This is a genomic window from Streptomyces sp. AN091965 (genome assembly GCF_022698285.1).
Lineage (GTDB): Bacteria > Actinomycetota > Actinomycetes > Streptomycetales > Streptomycetaceae > Streptomyces.
Genome location: NZ_JALDMY010000001.1, coordinates 1,913,614 through 1,926,739 on the forward strand (window position 1 = coordinate 1,913,614; position 13,126 = coordinate 1,926,739).

Below are 13,126 nucleotides of genomic sequence, written 5' to 3' on the forward strand. Positions count from 1 at the left end.
CGTCAGACTCCTGCCTTGGCCTCGACGAGGAAGTCGACGACGTCGCGCACGCGCAGCAGCGTCGCCACGGTGTCGTCGGGCACCGAGAGCTGGTACGTCTTCTCTACGGCGGCGAGCAGGTCGACGCGGGTGAGCGAGTCCATGCCGAGCTCTTCGAAGCTGGACTCGGCGGTGACCTCGCCGTCCAGGTCGAAGGCGGTGTCCTGAACGAGGCGGACGACGTCGGCGGTGAGGGCGTCTCTGGCCATGGTGACCTCTTTCTGTGTGCGGTTGGGGACGTGGATGGATGGGTCAGGGTGGCGGGCCCCCAAGGGGCCGGCGGAGCGCTACGGCATGCGCACGATCTGGCCCGCGTAGGTGAGTCCGGCGCCGAAGCCGAGCAGCAGCACGATGTCGCCGGGTGTGCTGCGACCGCTGTCGTAGAGGCTGCTGAGGGCCAGCGGTACGGACGCGGCCGAGGTGTTGCCGGTGACGACGACGTCGTTGACGACGCGCTCCGGCGGCAGCCCCAGTTCGTGGGTGAGGGTCCTGATGATGCGGTTGTTCGCCTGGTGGGGCACGAACCAGTCGACGTCGTCGATGGTGATGCCCGCGGCCGCGCAGGCGCGGTGGGCGACGTCCGGCATGGTGGCGGTCGACCACTTGTAGACCAGCGGCCCGTTCATCTGGACGTACTCGCGGCCGTCGGCCTTCTCCGTGATGCCGAGCACCTTGTGCCGGGCGCCGTCGCTGCCCCACACGGCGGGCCCGACGCCCACCTCGGTGGAGCGGGAGACGACGGCGGCACCGGCCCCGTCGCCGAAGATGACGAAGGTGTCCGGGTCCTGGGGGTCGATCCAGTCGCTGGTGCGCTCGGCGCCGACCACCAGAACGGTCCGGGCCTCGCCGAGCCGCACCGCGTTGGACGCCATCGCGAGGGAGTAGGTGAAGCCCGCGCAGACCGCGTTCAGGTCGTACGCGCCGGAGTTGGGCAGGCCGATGCGGCTGGCCACCTCCGGGGCGATGCCGGGCATGCGGCGCTTGCGGGTGGCGGTCGCGACGATGGTGAGGTCCACCTCGGCGGGGTCGACGTCGGCGTGGACGAGCGCCTTCTCCCCGGCCGCGACGGACATGGCGACCAGGCCCTCGCCCTCGCCCGCGTGGTGGCGGGTCTTGATGCCCGTGCGCTGCTCGATCCATTCGGGGGACACCGTCGTCAGCGGCGCCAGGTCCTCGTTGGTGAGCTGCCGGGCGGGCCGGTAGGCGGCGATGCCCGTGATGCGCGAGCCGTAGGTGCGCTCGTCTTGCAACAGGTCTGCCAGGGGCATGTCTTCCTCGACTTCTCTGAAATGTCCTCGGCGCTCGGGGCGCTCAGGAGTCCGAATGCTCGGCCATGGCGACGGCGATGCGCCGGGGGCCGGTGAAGGGCTCACGCGCGTGCGCGGTGAGCATGTTGTCGACGATCAGCACGTCGTCGCGCTGCCAGTCGAAGCGGACCGTCGCGGCCCGGTAGGCGGCGCGCAGCTGGTCGGTGACGGCGTCGGGGATCGCGCCCCCGTCGCCGTAGTAGGTGTGGGTCGGCAGGTCCGGGTCGTCGAAGATGGCGCGCAGCCCCGCGCTCACGTCCTTGGCGAGGGTGGTGAGGTTGAAGAACGTGGCGTGGTTGAACCACACCTGCTCGCCGGTGACGGGGTGGCGGTGCACGGCGTGCCGCACCGCGGTGGTGCGCAGGCCGCCGCCGGGGCGCCACTCGGCGGTGATGTCGCGCTCCGCGCAGTACGCCGTGACGGCCGCCCTGTCGGTGGTGTTGAAGGCCTCCTGCCAGGGCACGCCGAAGCCCGGGTGGAAGTTGCGCACGACCTGCCAGCCGCGCCGCTGGAACTCCTCGCGGACCTCCGGGTCGAGGGAGCGCAGCACCTGCCGGGTGTCGGCCAGCGGGGTCGCGCCCTGCGTGGTGGGCGGCTCGACGCAGTAGAAGTACAGGGTGCGGGGCCACACCGCCTGGTAGGAGTTCTCGTTGTGCAGGAAGATCTCCTCGTCCGGCGGGTAGTCGGTCGAGGTGTACACCTGGCCCTTGATGGTGCTGCGGGGCGAGGACCGCTCGGCGTAGGCCAGCGGCGGCGTGCCGGAGAAGGCGCGCACCGTCCCGTCGAAGCCGTCGACGCCCGCGACGTCGAAGCCGCGCAGGAGCAGGGCGCCGCGCTCGGTGAGCTGGGCGCGCAGCGCGGTCCGACGGCTGTGGATGTAGTCCTGTATCCGGGTTCCCGGGACCTCGGGCCGGTGCAGCCCGGGCAGGGTGCCGGCGCCGGCCCAGCCCGCGGGCACCTCTTCGACCTGGTGGCTCATGACTGTCTCGCTCTCTCGCTCTCCGCGGCCCGGCACCGTCAGTCCGACATGGCGACGAGGACGCGCCGGTCGCCGGTGAACGGGCGGCGGCCGTGCGCCAGCAGGACGTTGTCGATGAGCAGCAGGTCGCCCCGGTACCAGTCGACGTCGACGGCGGCTTCGAGACCGCGGTCACGGATCTGGGTGACGTACTCGCCCGGGATGCGGCCGCCGTCGGCGAAGGTGACCATCTGGGGCAGCTGGTCCTCGGGCAGGATCGCGGCGAGCTCGGCCGCCGTCTCGTCGCCGAGGCCCGCCGGGTGCCACTGGTCGGCCTGGTTGAACCACACCTCGGCGCCGGTGACCGGGTGCCGGGTGGTGGCGGGCCGCACGGACTCCACGCGCAGGGAGCCGTCGCGCCGCCACTCCCAGTCGGCGCCCGAGCCCTTCAGGAAGTCCTCGACGGCGCCGCGCTCGGCGGTCTCGAAGGTGTCCTGCCAGCTCTTGCCGAGGCCGTAGCCGTCGTGCAGGTTCTGGATGTAGCGCACGCCGCCCGCGAAGGCCTCGCGCACCTCCGGGTCGAGGGCCGCCAGCCACCGGGCGGCGTCCAGGACGGGGGTGGCGCCGCCGCCGCCGGGCCGGATCGCGCAGTAGAAGGCGAGCCGGGCGGGCCACACGTGCGCGTAGCTCATCTCGTTGTGCATGGAGATGGTGAACTCGGGCGGGTACTCGGTGGACGTGTAGACGTTGCCGCCGACCTTGGTGCGCGGCGAGTTGCCGTGCACGTAGGCCAGGCGGTGCGGCAGCAGCCGGTCGAGGACCCGGTCGAGTCCGTCCGTGCCGACCTCGAACCCCCGGAACACCAGGGCCCGTTCGCGCACGAGGGCGGCGTCCAGGCCGCCGTCGAGCGCGTCGATGCGGGTGACCAGCTCGTCGGCGCCGCCGCCGGCGGCCGCCCGCACCTCGTGCGGGGCCCAGGTCTGGGATCGCGTCATGTCGCTGTGGTTCCTCTCGCGGTTGCCACCGGGGCGGGCGCGAGCCGCTCGGCGATGTCCGAGGTCAGCTCCGCCTCCCTCGGGGCGAGGTAGAAGTGGTCTCCTGAGAACGCCCGGAGCGCGAAGTCACCGGTGGTGAACCCCTCCCAGGCGCGCACCCGGTCGCCCGAGCACCCCGGGTCGCGGTCGCCCAGGTAGGCGGTGATGGGCGCGTGCAGCGGGGCGGCCTCGGCGGCGGGCGCGTACGTCTCGACGAGCCGGTAGTCGCTGCGCAGCACGGGAAGCAGCAGCTCGCGCAGCTCGGGCTCGGCGAACGGGTCGACGCCGCCGAGCGTGCCGAGGCGGCGCACGGCGGCGAGCAGGACCTCGTCGGCCGCGCGGTGCAGCGTGGTGCGCCCGCCGTGCCCCGGGGCGGCCCGCGCCGACACCATGAGGTGGACGGGGGCGGGGCCCGCGCCCGCTTCGAGGCGCCGCGCGACCTCGTAGGCGACGCTCGCGCCCATGCTGTGCCCGAACAGGGCGAGCGGCACGTCGTCGTACCCGGCGAGGGCGCCGGTGATCCGGTCGGCGAGTTCGGTCATGGACTCCACGCACGGCTCGTCGAGCCGCTCCTGCCGTCCCGGGTAGCGCACGGCGACGACCTCGACGGTGCTGGGCAGGCGGTGCCGCCAGCCGTCGAAGAGCCGTGCGGTGCCGCCCGCGTGCGGGAAGCAGACCAGGCGCAGGCGCGGCGTCCGCGGCGGCCCGGGTGCGCGGTGGAACCACGGGCCCGGAGCGTCGGGGGCGGTCACAGGGCCATGCCTCCGTCGATGCGCAGCACCTGCCCGGTGACGTACGACGCCTCGTCGGACACCAAGTACGAGACGAGCGAGGCGACTTCCTCCGCGCGGCCGAAGCGGCGCAGCGGGATGGCGGTGAGCGCGCCCTGCACCGCCTTGTCCGGGAGGCCCGCGACCATGTCGGTGTCGATGAAGCCGGGAGCCACCACGTTGGCGCGCACTCCGTAGCGGCCCGCCTCCTTGGCGAGCGACAGGGTCAGGCCGATGATCCCGGCCTTGGAGGCGGCGTAGTTGGCCTGGCCCGAGTTGCCCGCGACGCCCGACACCGACGAGAGCGTGACGATGGATCCGCCGCGTCGCCCCATCAGGGGCCGCACCACGGACCGCAACAGGTGGTAGGTGCCGTCGAGGTTGGTGCGGACGACGCCGTCCCACTCGTCGTCGGTCATGAGGCCGAGCGGCCGGTCCCGGGTGATGCCCGCGGAGGCCACCACGGCGTGCAGCGGCCCCAGTTCGCCCTCGGCCTCGGCGACGAGCCCGCGCACCGCCGCCCCGTCGGCGACGTCGGCCTGCCGGGTCAGGGCGCGGCGGCCCGCGGCCTCGACCTCCTTGGCCACGACGTCGGCGGCCGCCTGGTCCGAGCGGTAGCACAGCGCGACGTCGAAGCCGTCCCGCGCGAGCCGGGTCGCGACCGCGCGGCCGATGCCCCGGGAGCCCCCGGTCACCAGCGCGACGCGTGGTTCCTGGCCCTTGCCCTGCTGCCCGGCCTGACGCCCGGCCCCCTGGTCCGACTCCACGTGAAGCCCCCCTCAATCGTTCGAATGAGTCGAGCGTCGGTTCGGTCGCTATATGTGACCTATACGGTGACCAGCCCGGCACGGACGGGTCGTGCGGCCCTGTCGGGGGCGCGGGCCCCCCGGTAGAGTGATCCGCCGTGAACTCACCTTCGAACGCGGCGGCCGAGGCCTCCGGCGGAACCCGCATATTGAGCGCGCTCCTGGCCGGACTGCCCGTCGCCGTCTGCGAGACGCGCGAGGACCCGGCCGACGCGGTCCTGTACCCCGAAGAGGCCGTGCACGTGGCGAAGGCCGTGGACAAGCGGCGGCGGGAGTTCACCACCGCACGGCACTGCGCCCGTACCGCCCTCGCCCGCATCGGCGTGCCGCCCGGGCCCATTCCGCGCGGCGAGAAGGGCGAGCCCGTGTGGCCGGACGGCGTGGTCGGCACCATGACGCACTGCGCGGGCTACCGCGCGGCGGTCGTGGCCGAAGCCGCCGCCGTGACCTCGCTCGGCATCGACGCGGAGCCCGCCGAGCGGCTCTCGGACCCGGGCGTGCTCGACCTGGTCAGCGACGAGGCGGAGCGTGCCGCGCTCGCCGCGCTGGCCGCCGAGCAGCCGTCCGTGCCCTGGGACCGGCTCCTGTTCAGCGCCAAGGAGTCCGTCTACAAGACGTGGTTCCCGCTGGCCCGGCGCTGGCTCGGCTTCGAGGACGCGCACCTGACCATCCGCGCCGACGGCACCTTCTCCGCCAAGATCCTGATCGAGGGCCCGCTGGTCGCGGGCTCCGAGCTGACCGGGCTCGACGGCCTGTGGACCATGCGGGACGGGGTCATCGCGACGGCCGTCGTGCTGCGCCCGGAGTGAGCCGCGCGCCGGGCGGCGGGTTCACGGCCGTGCGTCGCCCGCCCGCCCGGCGAGGCTCGCCCAGAACATCCCCTCGTACTCCTGGAGCAGCCGCCCCTGCCGCAGTGCCGTCCCGGGGGTGACGGCGCCCCGGGCCACCCCTTCCTCAAGGGCGGCCAGGGCCTCGCGGTCGAGGTCGGGTGCCGGTGCGGCGAAGAAGTCGAAGAACGCGCAGGCCTCGTCGGAGAAGCCGTAGCGCGTGCGCAGCGCGGTCGCGAGCGTCGCGCAGTAGCCGCCCCACGCCGCGAAGTTGGCGGTCAGGGCGAGCACCACGTCGGCCGGTTCGCCGTTGAGGGCCAGCCACGCCACGTACGCGGGGTAGGCCTGGCAGCCCGCCCTCGGTACGTACGCGCGCGCCTGCTCCGCGCTCACCCGGCAGGCGGCGAGCAGCGGGCCGAGCCGGTCGGCCGCGAGGCCCTCGCCCTCGGCGAGGGTGGAGAAGAACGCGGCGCCCGCGGACAGTCCCGCCCGTGCCGAGCGGTCCGCCAGGTGCCGGAAGGAACGGCGGTCGGCCGGGATGACCTGGCACTGCTCCAGGGCGAGCGCGGCCACCGCGCCCCGCTCCGCCGTGCCGTCGGCGACGAGCGGCACGAACGGGTTGGCGTCCGGCGCGGGCAGGAGTTCCGCCGCCGCGCGGGCCAGCAGGTCCCGCGCCGTGAACTGCGGCTGCCCGCCGGGTGGCTCACTCGGCCCCGGGTTCGTCGACGTCATCGGGTCACCCCTTCCGTGGTGTACGTCCACTGCGTACGCGTGCGCGCGTCCGCCGAACAGGTCCGCGTACGCCCCTTGCGCACGCCATCGCGTACATCCCTCGTGTACGTCCTCCCCCGTCCTTGCGGAACTTTCCCGCCCGGGTGCTAGTTTCTACATCGTTGTAGAAACGAGCGTGGCGCGTCGGCGCCGTCCGACGCCCGCTCACGAGCACCAACCCGATGGAGACTTTCCATGGCCCTGTGGGACCGCTTCAAGGAATCCGCCTCGACGATGCAGGCCCAGCTGCTCGCGAAGAAGAACGACCTCAAGAGCGGCTCCTTCCGCGACGCGAGCATGGCGATGTGCGCCCTGGTCGCGGCCGCCGACGGCACCGTCGACCAGGCCGAGCGCCAGCGCGTGGCCCAGCTCATCGCATCGAACGACGTGCTCCAGAACTTCCCGGCGGACGACCTGCGCCGCCGCTTCGACGCGTACGTGAACAAGCTCACGACCGACTTCGACTTCGGCAAGGTCAGCGTGTTGCAGGAGGTCGCCAAGGCCAAGAAGAAGCCCGCCGAGGCCCGTGCCGTGGTGCAGATCGGCATCGTCATCGGCGGCGCCGACGGCGACTTCGACAAGGACGAGCAGGCCGTCGTGCGCGAGGCGTGCTACGCCCTCGACCTGCCGCCGCACGAGTTCGACCTCTGACGGACGCCCCCCGGGGCACCGCGGGCGGCGGCGCACCTCACAGGGGCGTCGCCGCCCGCAGCACGAGCACCATCGTGACCGCCGCGTTCGCCGACGACATCGCGGAGACGACGGTGCCGCCCGCCGCGCACCACAGGGCGAGCCCCACCCCCGTGAACAGCGAGGGGCGGGTGCGCGCCGCCGGAGCGGGCGCGAGCAGCGCGGCGACCCGGCGCGGCACCGGACCCGCCGCGGCGAGACCCGCGAGGCCCGGCGCGGGGGCGCGGCCCGCCATCAGGGCGGCCTTGCCGATGGCCCGCGCGACCACGCGCCGGTCCCGCACCGCCCGGGCCGCTTCCTCGTCGGCCCACCGCTCGACGGTGTAGGCGGTGGCCGTGCGCAGCGGCACCAGGAACGGGTTGGCCCGCGCGGCCAGCTGCGTCACCAACAGGAACCGGTGGTGACGCGCGGCGAGATGGGCCCGCTCGTGCGCGAACAGGGCCCGTCGCTCGGCGGGACCGAGCCGGTCGAGGAGGGCGCGCGTGACGACGACACGGCCGGATCCGGAGCGGCCGGGCGGTCCGGGCAGGGCGTACGCGTAGGCCGCGCCGTCGGCGGTGCCACCGAGGACCGCGACCGAAGTGCCCGGAAGGCCCGCGAGGGCCCGCGCGGCCCGGCGGCGCACCGCGAGGTGCCGCCACACCGTGCGGCCCACCGCCGCGCACACGGCGAGCAGCGCCGGGATCGCGGCCGCGCCCGCGACCTCGTCGTACGGCAGGGCGGCGCGGACCTCGGGGTCGGACCAGGCGTCGGGCAGCGGATTGCCGGGCAGCTGGGCGGTGCCGACGACCATGAGCAGGGCCAGGCACAGGGTGCTGCACAGGGCCATCACGGCGGCGAGCCCGGCGAGCAGCCGGGTCGCGGTGCGCGGGTGCAGGTGCTGTGCGGCGAGCCGGGCGACCGGCCAGGCGGTGAGCGGCAGCACGAGCGGCAGGTAGACGAAGAGTCCCATGCGTACGGTCAGCCCTCCGCCGCCGCGCCGCCCGTGTCGCCGAGCAGCTCGCGCAGCAGGCGTTCGTCGGCGGCGGACAGGGTGGTCACGAAGCTGGCGAGCACGGCGCCGCGGTCGCGCTCGCTGTCGAGCACCTTGCGCATGCGCAGCGCGGCGAGGCCCGCCTCGTCGGCGGTGGAGCGCCAGTGGAAGGAGCGGCCCGCGCGCTCCCGGCTCACGACGCCCTTGGCGAGGAGCCGGGTGAGGATCGTCATCACCGTGGTGTACGCGAGGTCGCCGCCGACACGTTCCTGCACCCAGACCGCGCCGACCGGGCCCGGTGCCTCGTGCAGCGCCGCGAGCACCTGGGCCTCCAGCTCGCCCTGGCCCCGCCTGCGCGGGCGGTGCTCCCGCCCGTCGCCGTCCTGCCGCTCCATGCCGTGTCCTCGCCTGCCGTCGTGACGACGGCGCGCGCTCGGCCCGCCGTCAGCGCTCCGCGCACCTCACGCGCGTCGGGCACGTCACCGGGGAGCGCCACATCGTAACGGCCACAGTGGGCAGGAGGCCTCCTGGGCGCCGATGCGGCCGCCGCAGCAACTTCTACAGTCATGTAGATTCTAATTCCCGGTCCGGTTCACGGACGGGGCCGGTTATCCAGCAAGGACCATCTCCGCAGAGGACCACAGGAGGACACCGTGGGAGTTTCCCTCGCCAAGGGCGGCAACGTCTCGCTGAGCAAGGAGGCACCCGGCCTCACCGCCGTACTGGTCGGCCTCGGCTGGGACGTGCGGACCACGACCGGCACGGACTACGACCTGGACGCCAGCGCGCTGCTCTGCGACGCCTCGGGCAAGGTCGTCTCCGACCAGCACTTCGTCTTCTACAACAACCTCACGAGCCCCGACGGCTCGGTCGAGCACACCGGTGACAACCTCACCGGCGAGGGCGAGGGCGACGACGAGGCCGTCAAGGTCAACCTGGCCACCGTCCCGGCCGACATCACCAAGATCGTCTTCCCGGTCTCCATCCACGACGCCGAGAACCGCGGCCAGAGCTTCGGCCAGGTCCGCAACGCCTTCATCCGCGTCGTCAACCAGGCCGACAACCAGGAGATCGCCCGCTACGACCTCTCCGAGGACGCCTCCACCGAAACCGCCATGGTCTTCGGCGAGCTCTACCGCCACGGCACCGAATGGAAGTTCCGCGCCGTCGGCCAGGGCTACGCCTCCGGCCTGCGCGGCATCGCCTCGGACTTCGGCGTCAACGTCTGAGCCTTCGGCGGCCGTGTCCGAGGACGGGCGCGCCCTTTTCACCGGCGCCGCATGCCGGGGAGCACGTCTGCGCTCCCCGGCATGCGGCGTTCTCCGGCCCGGCGTCAACTGCCGCGCCGCAATGGACTGATGTCCGAAGGTGCGGCTACCTGCTCCTCAACCACCAGACTATGAAGGAGATAATGACACCCCCAGCCGCCGAACTGGCGCCACGCACAGCGTGACCCGCCACCACCCGGCCCCAGCTGTCCCAGTGTTTTCGCACCAGTTGGCCAGTTGAGTGACTAGAATCCATCTCAGGGTGCTGCCTTCCCGATCTATTGAGGGAGCGCTCTGCGGGAGCCCCCGGGCCGGATGCTTGTCGGCAAGGCCCGGCGGCTCCCTCTCTTTTGCGCTATTTCCTACTTTGGACCTCTTCTGCCAATCCCCAGATGAGCTGTCGCGAAATGCCCCTTGCCAGGCAGTGAAACACTGCACACAATCGGCAGGATGAGCGATTTCCGGTCTGGGGACTTCATGGAATGGCGGGGGTGTTCGTGGGGCCTGAGAGAAGGAAGTTCTGGCGGAAAAGCTCTTACAGCAGCGAGCAATCCGGATGCGTCGAGGTGCTGTGGGCATCGCAGATGCACGTCAGAGATTCCCGGCGACCGGAATCCGGTCAGATCGCGTTCAGCGGGGACGCCTGGGCCGCATTTGTGAGTTCCCTGCTCGGCATGCCTTCCCCACACGGCTGAAGTTCCACCCGGCAACCTCACCACCAGCCTCCTTCGCCGATGTCCCGCGCCAGCGAGTGCTCCACCCTCCAGAACGCGTCCAAGTAGTCGGAAGGACTGTTCCGGCCGGACCGAGGCGTCTTCTCGCTCAGCAGCTCCTCGGTCTCCGGCTTCTCCAAGTAGGCAACCAGGTCGTCACTGTCCGGAAACTCGAAAATTGTGTAGGGGCTCCGGAAGAGCGGATACACACCGGCTGAGAACGGTACGAAGAGCACCTTGACGTTCGGCCGGTCATTTGCCACGGCCAGGGCCTCGCGCTGCTGCCGCATCGTGGTATCGGACCCGACCTGACGGCGGAGCGCGGCCTCGTCCAGGATGTAGAAGAAGCTGGCATCGGTGTCCAAGACCTTCTGCCGCTTCATGCGCAGCTCGACACGCAGTCTCCGCTTGTCCTCCGCCACGTCGAACGACTCCAGGAGGGCCTCGGTGTACTCCTCCGTCTGCAGCAGGCCGGGAACCACGTTCCTGGCGAAGTCCCGGACGATCGACGCGGACTCCTCATAGGCGAGGAACGCCTCGAACTCCGGAGACATGATCTCCTTGTAGCCGGCGTACCAGGACGGCTGGCGGGCCGCCCTGGCGAGCTGGACGAGCCGCTCGGCCTCCTCCCCGACGATCTCGTACTTGGTCATCAGCGCCATGGCGTCGGGAACGCTCACCGGCTTGGCCCCGCTCTCCATCCTGATCACCTTCGAAGGACTCCAACCGAACGACTCCGCAACCTGCTGCTGGGTAAAACCGGAATCCTCCCGCCCCCTCCTGAGGCGCTGCGCAAGCCGCTGCCGCGAGTACATCGGATTTTCTGCCACTGTCACATCAGCTCCTCAGGTGATGCGTCGACACCGGGACAACATCCGGCACGTCAATTTCGTTCGTACAGCCGTCAGGCCATCGGACATCGTGACGGTTGGCACAGTTGCACATCGCTCCATCGCACCATCTGACTTGCACGCTCACCTCTGTCCAGCAATCCATATCGCCCACAGCAGGATGCACTACCGCGCCAAGCGTCTAGGGATTCTGCCGCCCTCCGTCATGCACGGGCCCATCGTGCTTCATAGCACAGCGTGCCATCACGCAAAAACAGTTGGCAAGACACGACGTGGCCGGAACACGGACTGTCGCGTTGGAAGAGTTTTCTGACCGCTCATGATGCGACTGTGGCGATCGTTTCCACTTACAGAATTCACCCCGAAGTGAGGAGCGCGCACACGACGCGATACGTACCTTCTTCCGAGGGAATTGAGCGTGTTGCAGTCGCCTTCTGGCAGGTGGGGGGAATCACCACGCCCCGCGCGCTGTTGTGCCGCGCAGTACCCCCTGCACCAGTTCCAAGGAGGCCAAACGTGTACGGCGACTCGGCAGCGGTCCGCAAGATCCTCACCCGGCTCGGGGACACCTGGGCCGTCGTGGGGCTCTCCGCCAACCAGGAGCGGGCGGCGTACGGCGTCGCGGAGGTGCTGCAGCGGTTCGGCAAGCGGGTCGTGCCGGTGCATCCGAAGGCGGAGACGGTGCACGGGGAGAAGGGGTATCCGTCCCTGGACGCGATCCCCTTCGAGGTGGACGTCGTGGACGTCTTCGTGAACAGCGAGCTCGCCGGGGCCGTCGCCGACGAGGCGGTGGGCATCGGCGCCGAGGCGGTCTGGTTCCAGCTCGGCGTCGTCGACGAGGCGGCGTACGAGCGGACGCGGGCGGCGGGCGTCGACATGGTGATGGACCGGTGCCCGGCCATCGAGATCCCGCGGCTCGGCCCCGCGCCGCACTGAGCACCTGCCGGGTCAGAACTCCCGCGCGGGCCAGCCGAGGAGGCGTGCTCCGATCACCGCTGTCTGGAGGGTGTAGCGATGCATCGGGTCGGCGGGGTTGGTCCCGGTGAGGCGGTGGATGCGCTCCAGGCGGTAGGTGAGGGCGCGCACGCTCAGGCTGAGGCGGCGGGCGGCCTGCGCGGCCACGCAGCCCGCGTCGAAGTAGACGGCGAGGGTCTCGATGAGCGGTTCGGCGCCGCCCCTGGCCGCCCGCAGCGGGCCGAGGGTGTTCAGGACCAGGTCGGCCATCGCCTGCCGGTCGCGGGTCAGGACGGGGTAGACGAGCAGGTCGGCGGCGCGCAGGACCGGCTCGGGCAGGCCGAGGCGCGCGGCGAGGTCGAGGGCGCTCAGGGCTTCCTCGTACGACTGGACGACGCCGCCCGCGCCCGGCTGCGGGCGGCCGACGGCGACGCGGCCGCCGTCGGTCGCGGCATGCGCCTGCTTGGCGAAGAAGTCGAGGACGTCCTCCTGGTCGGCCGTGGTCACGCAGACCAGACGGCCGTCCTTGGTGGCGAGCAGCGGGCTGCGGTCACCGAAGCGGCCCGTCAGCGCCCGCTCCACCTCGCGCGGGGCGTCGTCGCCGTCCTCGTAGGCACGGTCGCCCTGGGCGACGGCGACCGCGTGCGCGAGGGACAGACGCAGCCCGAACCGCTCCGCGCGCTCGGCGAGCAGCCCGAAGTCGCTCCGGCCGTGCAGCAGGTCGTCGATGAACTCCCGGCGCGTTGCCTCCTCCTGACGGATCGCCAGGCGCTGGGCGCGTTCGTAGCCCTCGGCGAAGGCGTCGACGGCCTGCTCGACGGCGGCGAGGACGGCCTCGGCGGACACGGGCGGCGCGGCTCCCGGCGCCCCGTGCGCGCGGGGCGCGGCGCCGAACGCCCGGGCCCGCGCCAGGTGCGCGCCCACCAGCGCGCGCAGTCCGTAGCCGGCGTCGGCCGCGCGCTCGCCGAGGGCGCGGCGCGAGTCCAGCTCGTCGCGGGTCAGGCCGCGCCCGGTCGCGGAGGCGTCGGCGAGCAGCCTCGTATAGCCGTCCAGGAATTCGTCCGGTATGTCCTGCCCCGCCATGTACGCCCCCGGTTTTCCGCTCGGACCTCTCCGCCTTTCTAACGCATGGGGGCGCGGCGGCAGGCACGGGGGTGGGGCGGTG

Annotated in this window: 16 protein-coding genes; 5 read left to right on the forward strand and 11 right to left on the reverse strand. The window is 72.1% G+C overall.

Annotated elements, in window-relative coordinates:
- Nucleotides 1-2: 2 nt before the first annotated feature.
- From MQV74_RS07485 to fabG, 6 genes are all read right to left on the reverse strand, one after another.
- Nucleotides 3-248 (reverse strand): acyl carrier protein, encoded by a 246-nt coding sequence (locus MQV74_RS07485; RefSeq protein ID WP_138958382.1) that lies wholly within the window; start codon nt 246-248, stop codon nt 3-5.
- A 78-nt stretch (nt 249-326) separates the two neighbouring features.
- Nucleotides 327-1,307 carry a beta-ketoacyl-ACP synthase III gene (locus tag MQV74_RS07490; protein ID WP_138958383.1) on the reverse strand — a complete coding sequence of 327 codons (981 nt, stop codon included), beginning with the start codon at nt 1,305-1,307 and terminating at the stop codon, nt 327-329.
- A 43-nt stretch (nt 1,308-1,350) separates the two neighbouring features.
- Entirely contained in the window at nt 1,351-2,325 is a 975-nt protein-coding gene (locus MQV74_RS07495) for a TauD/TfdA family dioxygenase (RefSeq protein ID WP_242715248.1), read from the reverse strand.
- 38 nt (nt 2,326-2,363) lie between these two features.
- The gene (locus tag MQV74_RS07500; RefSeq protein ID WP_242715249.1) at nt 2,364-3,299 is read right to left on the reverse strand and encodes a TauD/TfdA family dioxygenase; all 936 of its coding nucleotides are present in this window, start codon (nt 3,297-3,299) and stop codon (nt 2,364-2,366) included.
- The gene (locus MQV74_RS07505; protein WP_242715250.1) at nt 3,296-4,090 is read right to left on the reverse strand and encodes a thioesterase II family protein; all 795 of its coding nucleotides are present in this window, start codon (nt 4,088-4,090) and stop codon (nt 3,296-3,298) included. The genes MQV74_RS07500 and MQV74_RS07505 overlap by 4 nt, the downstream gene beginning before the upstream one ends.
- Entirely contained in the window at nt 4,087-4,875 is a 789-nt protein-coding gene (gene fabG / locus MQV74_RS07510) for a 3-oxoacyl-ACP reductase FabG (RefSeq protein WP_374120592.1), read from the reverse strand. Before fabG ends, MQV74_RS07505 begins: the two co-directional genes overlap by 4 nt.
- Nucleotides 4,876-5,063: 188 nt before the next feature.
- On the opposite strand from fabG, the gene MQV74_RS07515 reads away from it, so the two are divergent.
- Entirely contained in the window at nt 5,064-5,723 is a 660-nt protein-coding gene (locus MQV74_RS07515; protein WP_278194543.1) for a 4'-phosphopantetheinyl transferase family protein, read from the forward strand.
- Between the two features lie 21 nt (nt 5,724-5,744).
- On the opposite strand, the gene MQV74_RS07520 is transcribed toward MQV74_RS07515, so the two are convergent.
- Nucleotides 5,745-6,473 carry a transcriptional regulator gene (locus MQV74_RS07520; RefSeq protein WP_242715252.1) on the reverse strand — a complete coding sequence of 243 codons (729 nt, stop codon included), beginning with the start codon at nt 6,471-6,473 and terminating at the stop codon, nt 5,745-5,747.
- Between the two features lie 234 nt (nt 6,474-6,707).
- Here MQV74_RS07520 and MQV74_RS07525 point away from each other — a divergent pair, with 234 nt between their 5' ends.
- Complete coding sequence (locus MQV74_RS07525) at nt 6,708-7,163, forward strand: tellurite resistance TerB family protein (RefSeq protein WP_242715253.1); 456 nt, start codon at nt 6,708-6,710, stop codon at nt 7,161-7,163.
- Nucleotides 7,164-7,200: 37 nt separating this feature from the next.
- On the opposite strand, the gene MQV74_RS07530 is transcribed toward MQV74_RS07525, so the two are convergent.
- Both MQV74_RS07530 and MQV74_RS07535 read right to left on the reverse strand, forming a co-directional pair.
- Entirely contained in the window at nt 7,201-8,154 is a 954-nt protein-coding gene (locus MQV74_RS07530) for a M56 family metallopeptidase (RefSeq protein ID WP_242715254.1), read from the reverse strand.
- Nucleotides 8,155-8,162: 8 nt separating this feature from the next.
- On the reverse strand, nt 8,163-8,570 hold the full coding sequence (locus MQV74_RS07535) for a BlaI/MecI/CopY family transcriptional regulator (protein WP_242715255.1): 408 nt from the start codon (nt 8,568-8,570) through the stop codon (nt 8,163-8,165).
- A 258-nt stretch (nt 8,571-8,828) separates the two neighbouring features.
- Between MQV74_RS07535 and MQV74_RS07540 the strand changes: the two genes are divergently transcribed.
- Nucleotides 8,829-9,404, forward strand: a complete 576-nt coding sequence (locus MQV74_RS07540) for a TerD family protein (RefSeq protein WP_138958390.1) — start codon at nt 8,829-8,831, stop codon at nt 9,402-9,404.
- 521 nt (nt 9,405-9,925) lie between these two features.
- Entirely contained in the window at nt 9,926-10,138 is a 213-nt protein-coding gene (locus MQV74_RS07545; RefSeq protein WP_242715256.1) for a DUF397 domain-containing protein, read from the forward strand.
- Between the two features lie 17 nt (nt 10,139-10,155).
- Here MQV74_RS07545 and MQV74_RS07550 read toward each other — a convergent pair whose 3' ends face one another.
- The gene (locus MQV74_RS07550; protein ID WP_242715257.1) at nt 10,156-10,992 is read right to left on the reverse strand and encodes a helix-turn-helix domain-containing protein; all 837 of its coding nucleotides are present in this window, start codon (nt 10,990-10,992) and stop codon (nt 10,156-10,158) included.
- Between the two features lie 531 nt (nt 10,993-11,523).
- Here MQV74_RS07550 and MQV74_RS07555 point away from each other — a divergent pair.
- Complete coding sequence (locus MQV74_RS07555) at nt 11,524-11,943, forward strand: CoA-binding protein (RefSeq protein WP_242715258.1); 420 nt, start codon at nt 11,524-11,526, stop codon at nt 11,941-11,943.
- A gap of 12 nt (nt 11,944-11,955) precedes the next feature.
- On the opposite strand, the gene MQV74_RS07560 is transcribed toward MQV74_RS07555, so the two are convergent.
- Nucleotides 11,956-13,044: a PucR family transcriptional regulator gene (locus tag MQV74_RS07560; protein WP_242715259.1), complete on the reverse strand. Its 1,089-nt coding sequence runs from the start codon at nt 13,042-13,044 to the stop codon at nt 11,956-11,958.
- Nucleotides 13,045-13,126: the final 82 nt, after the last annotated feature.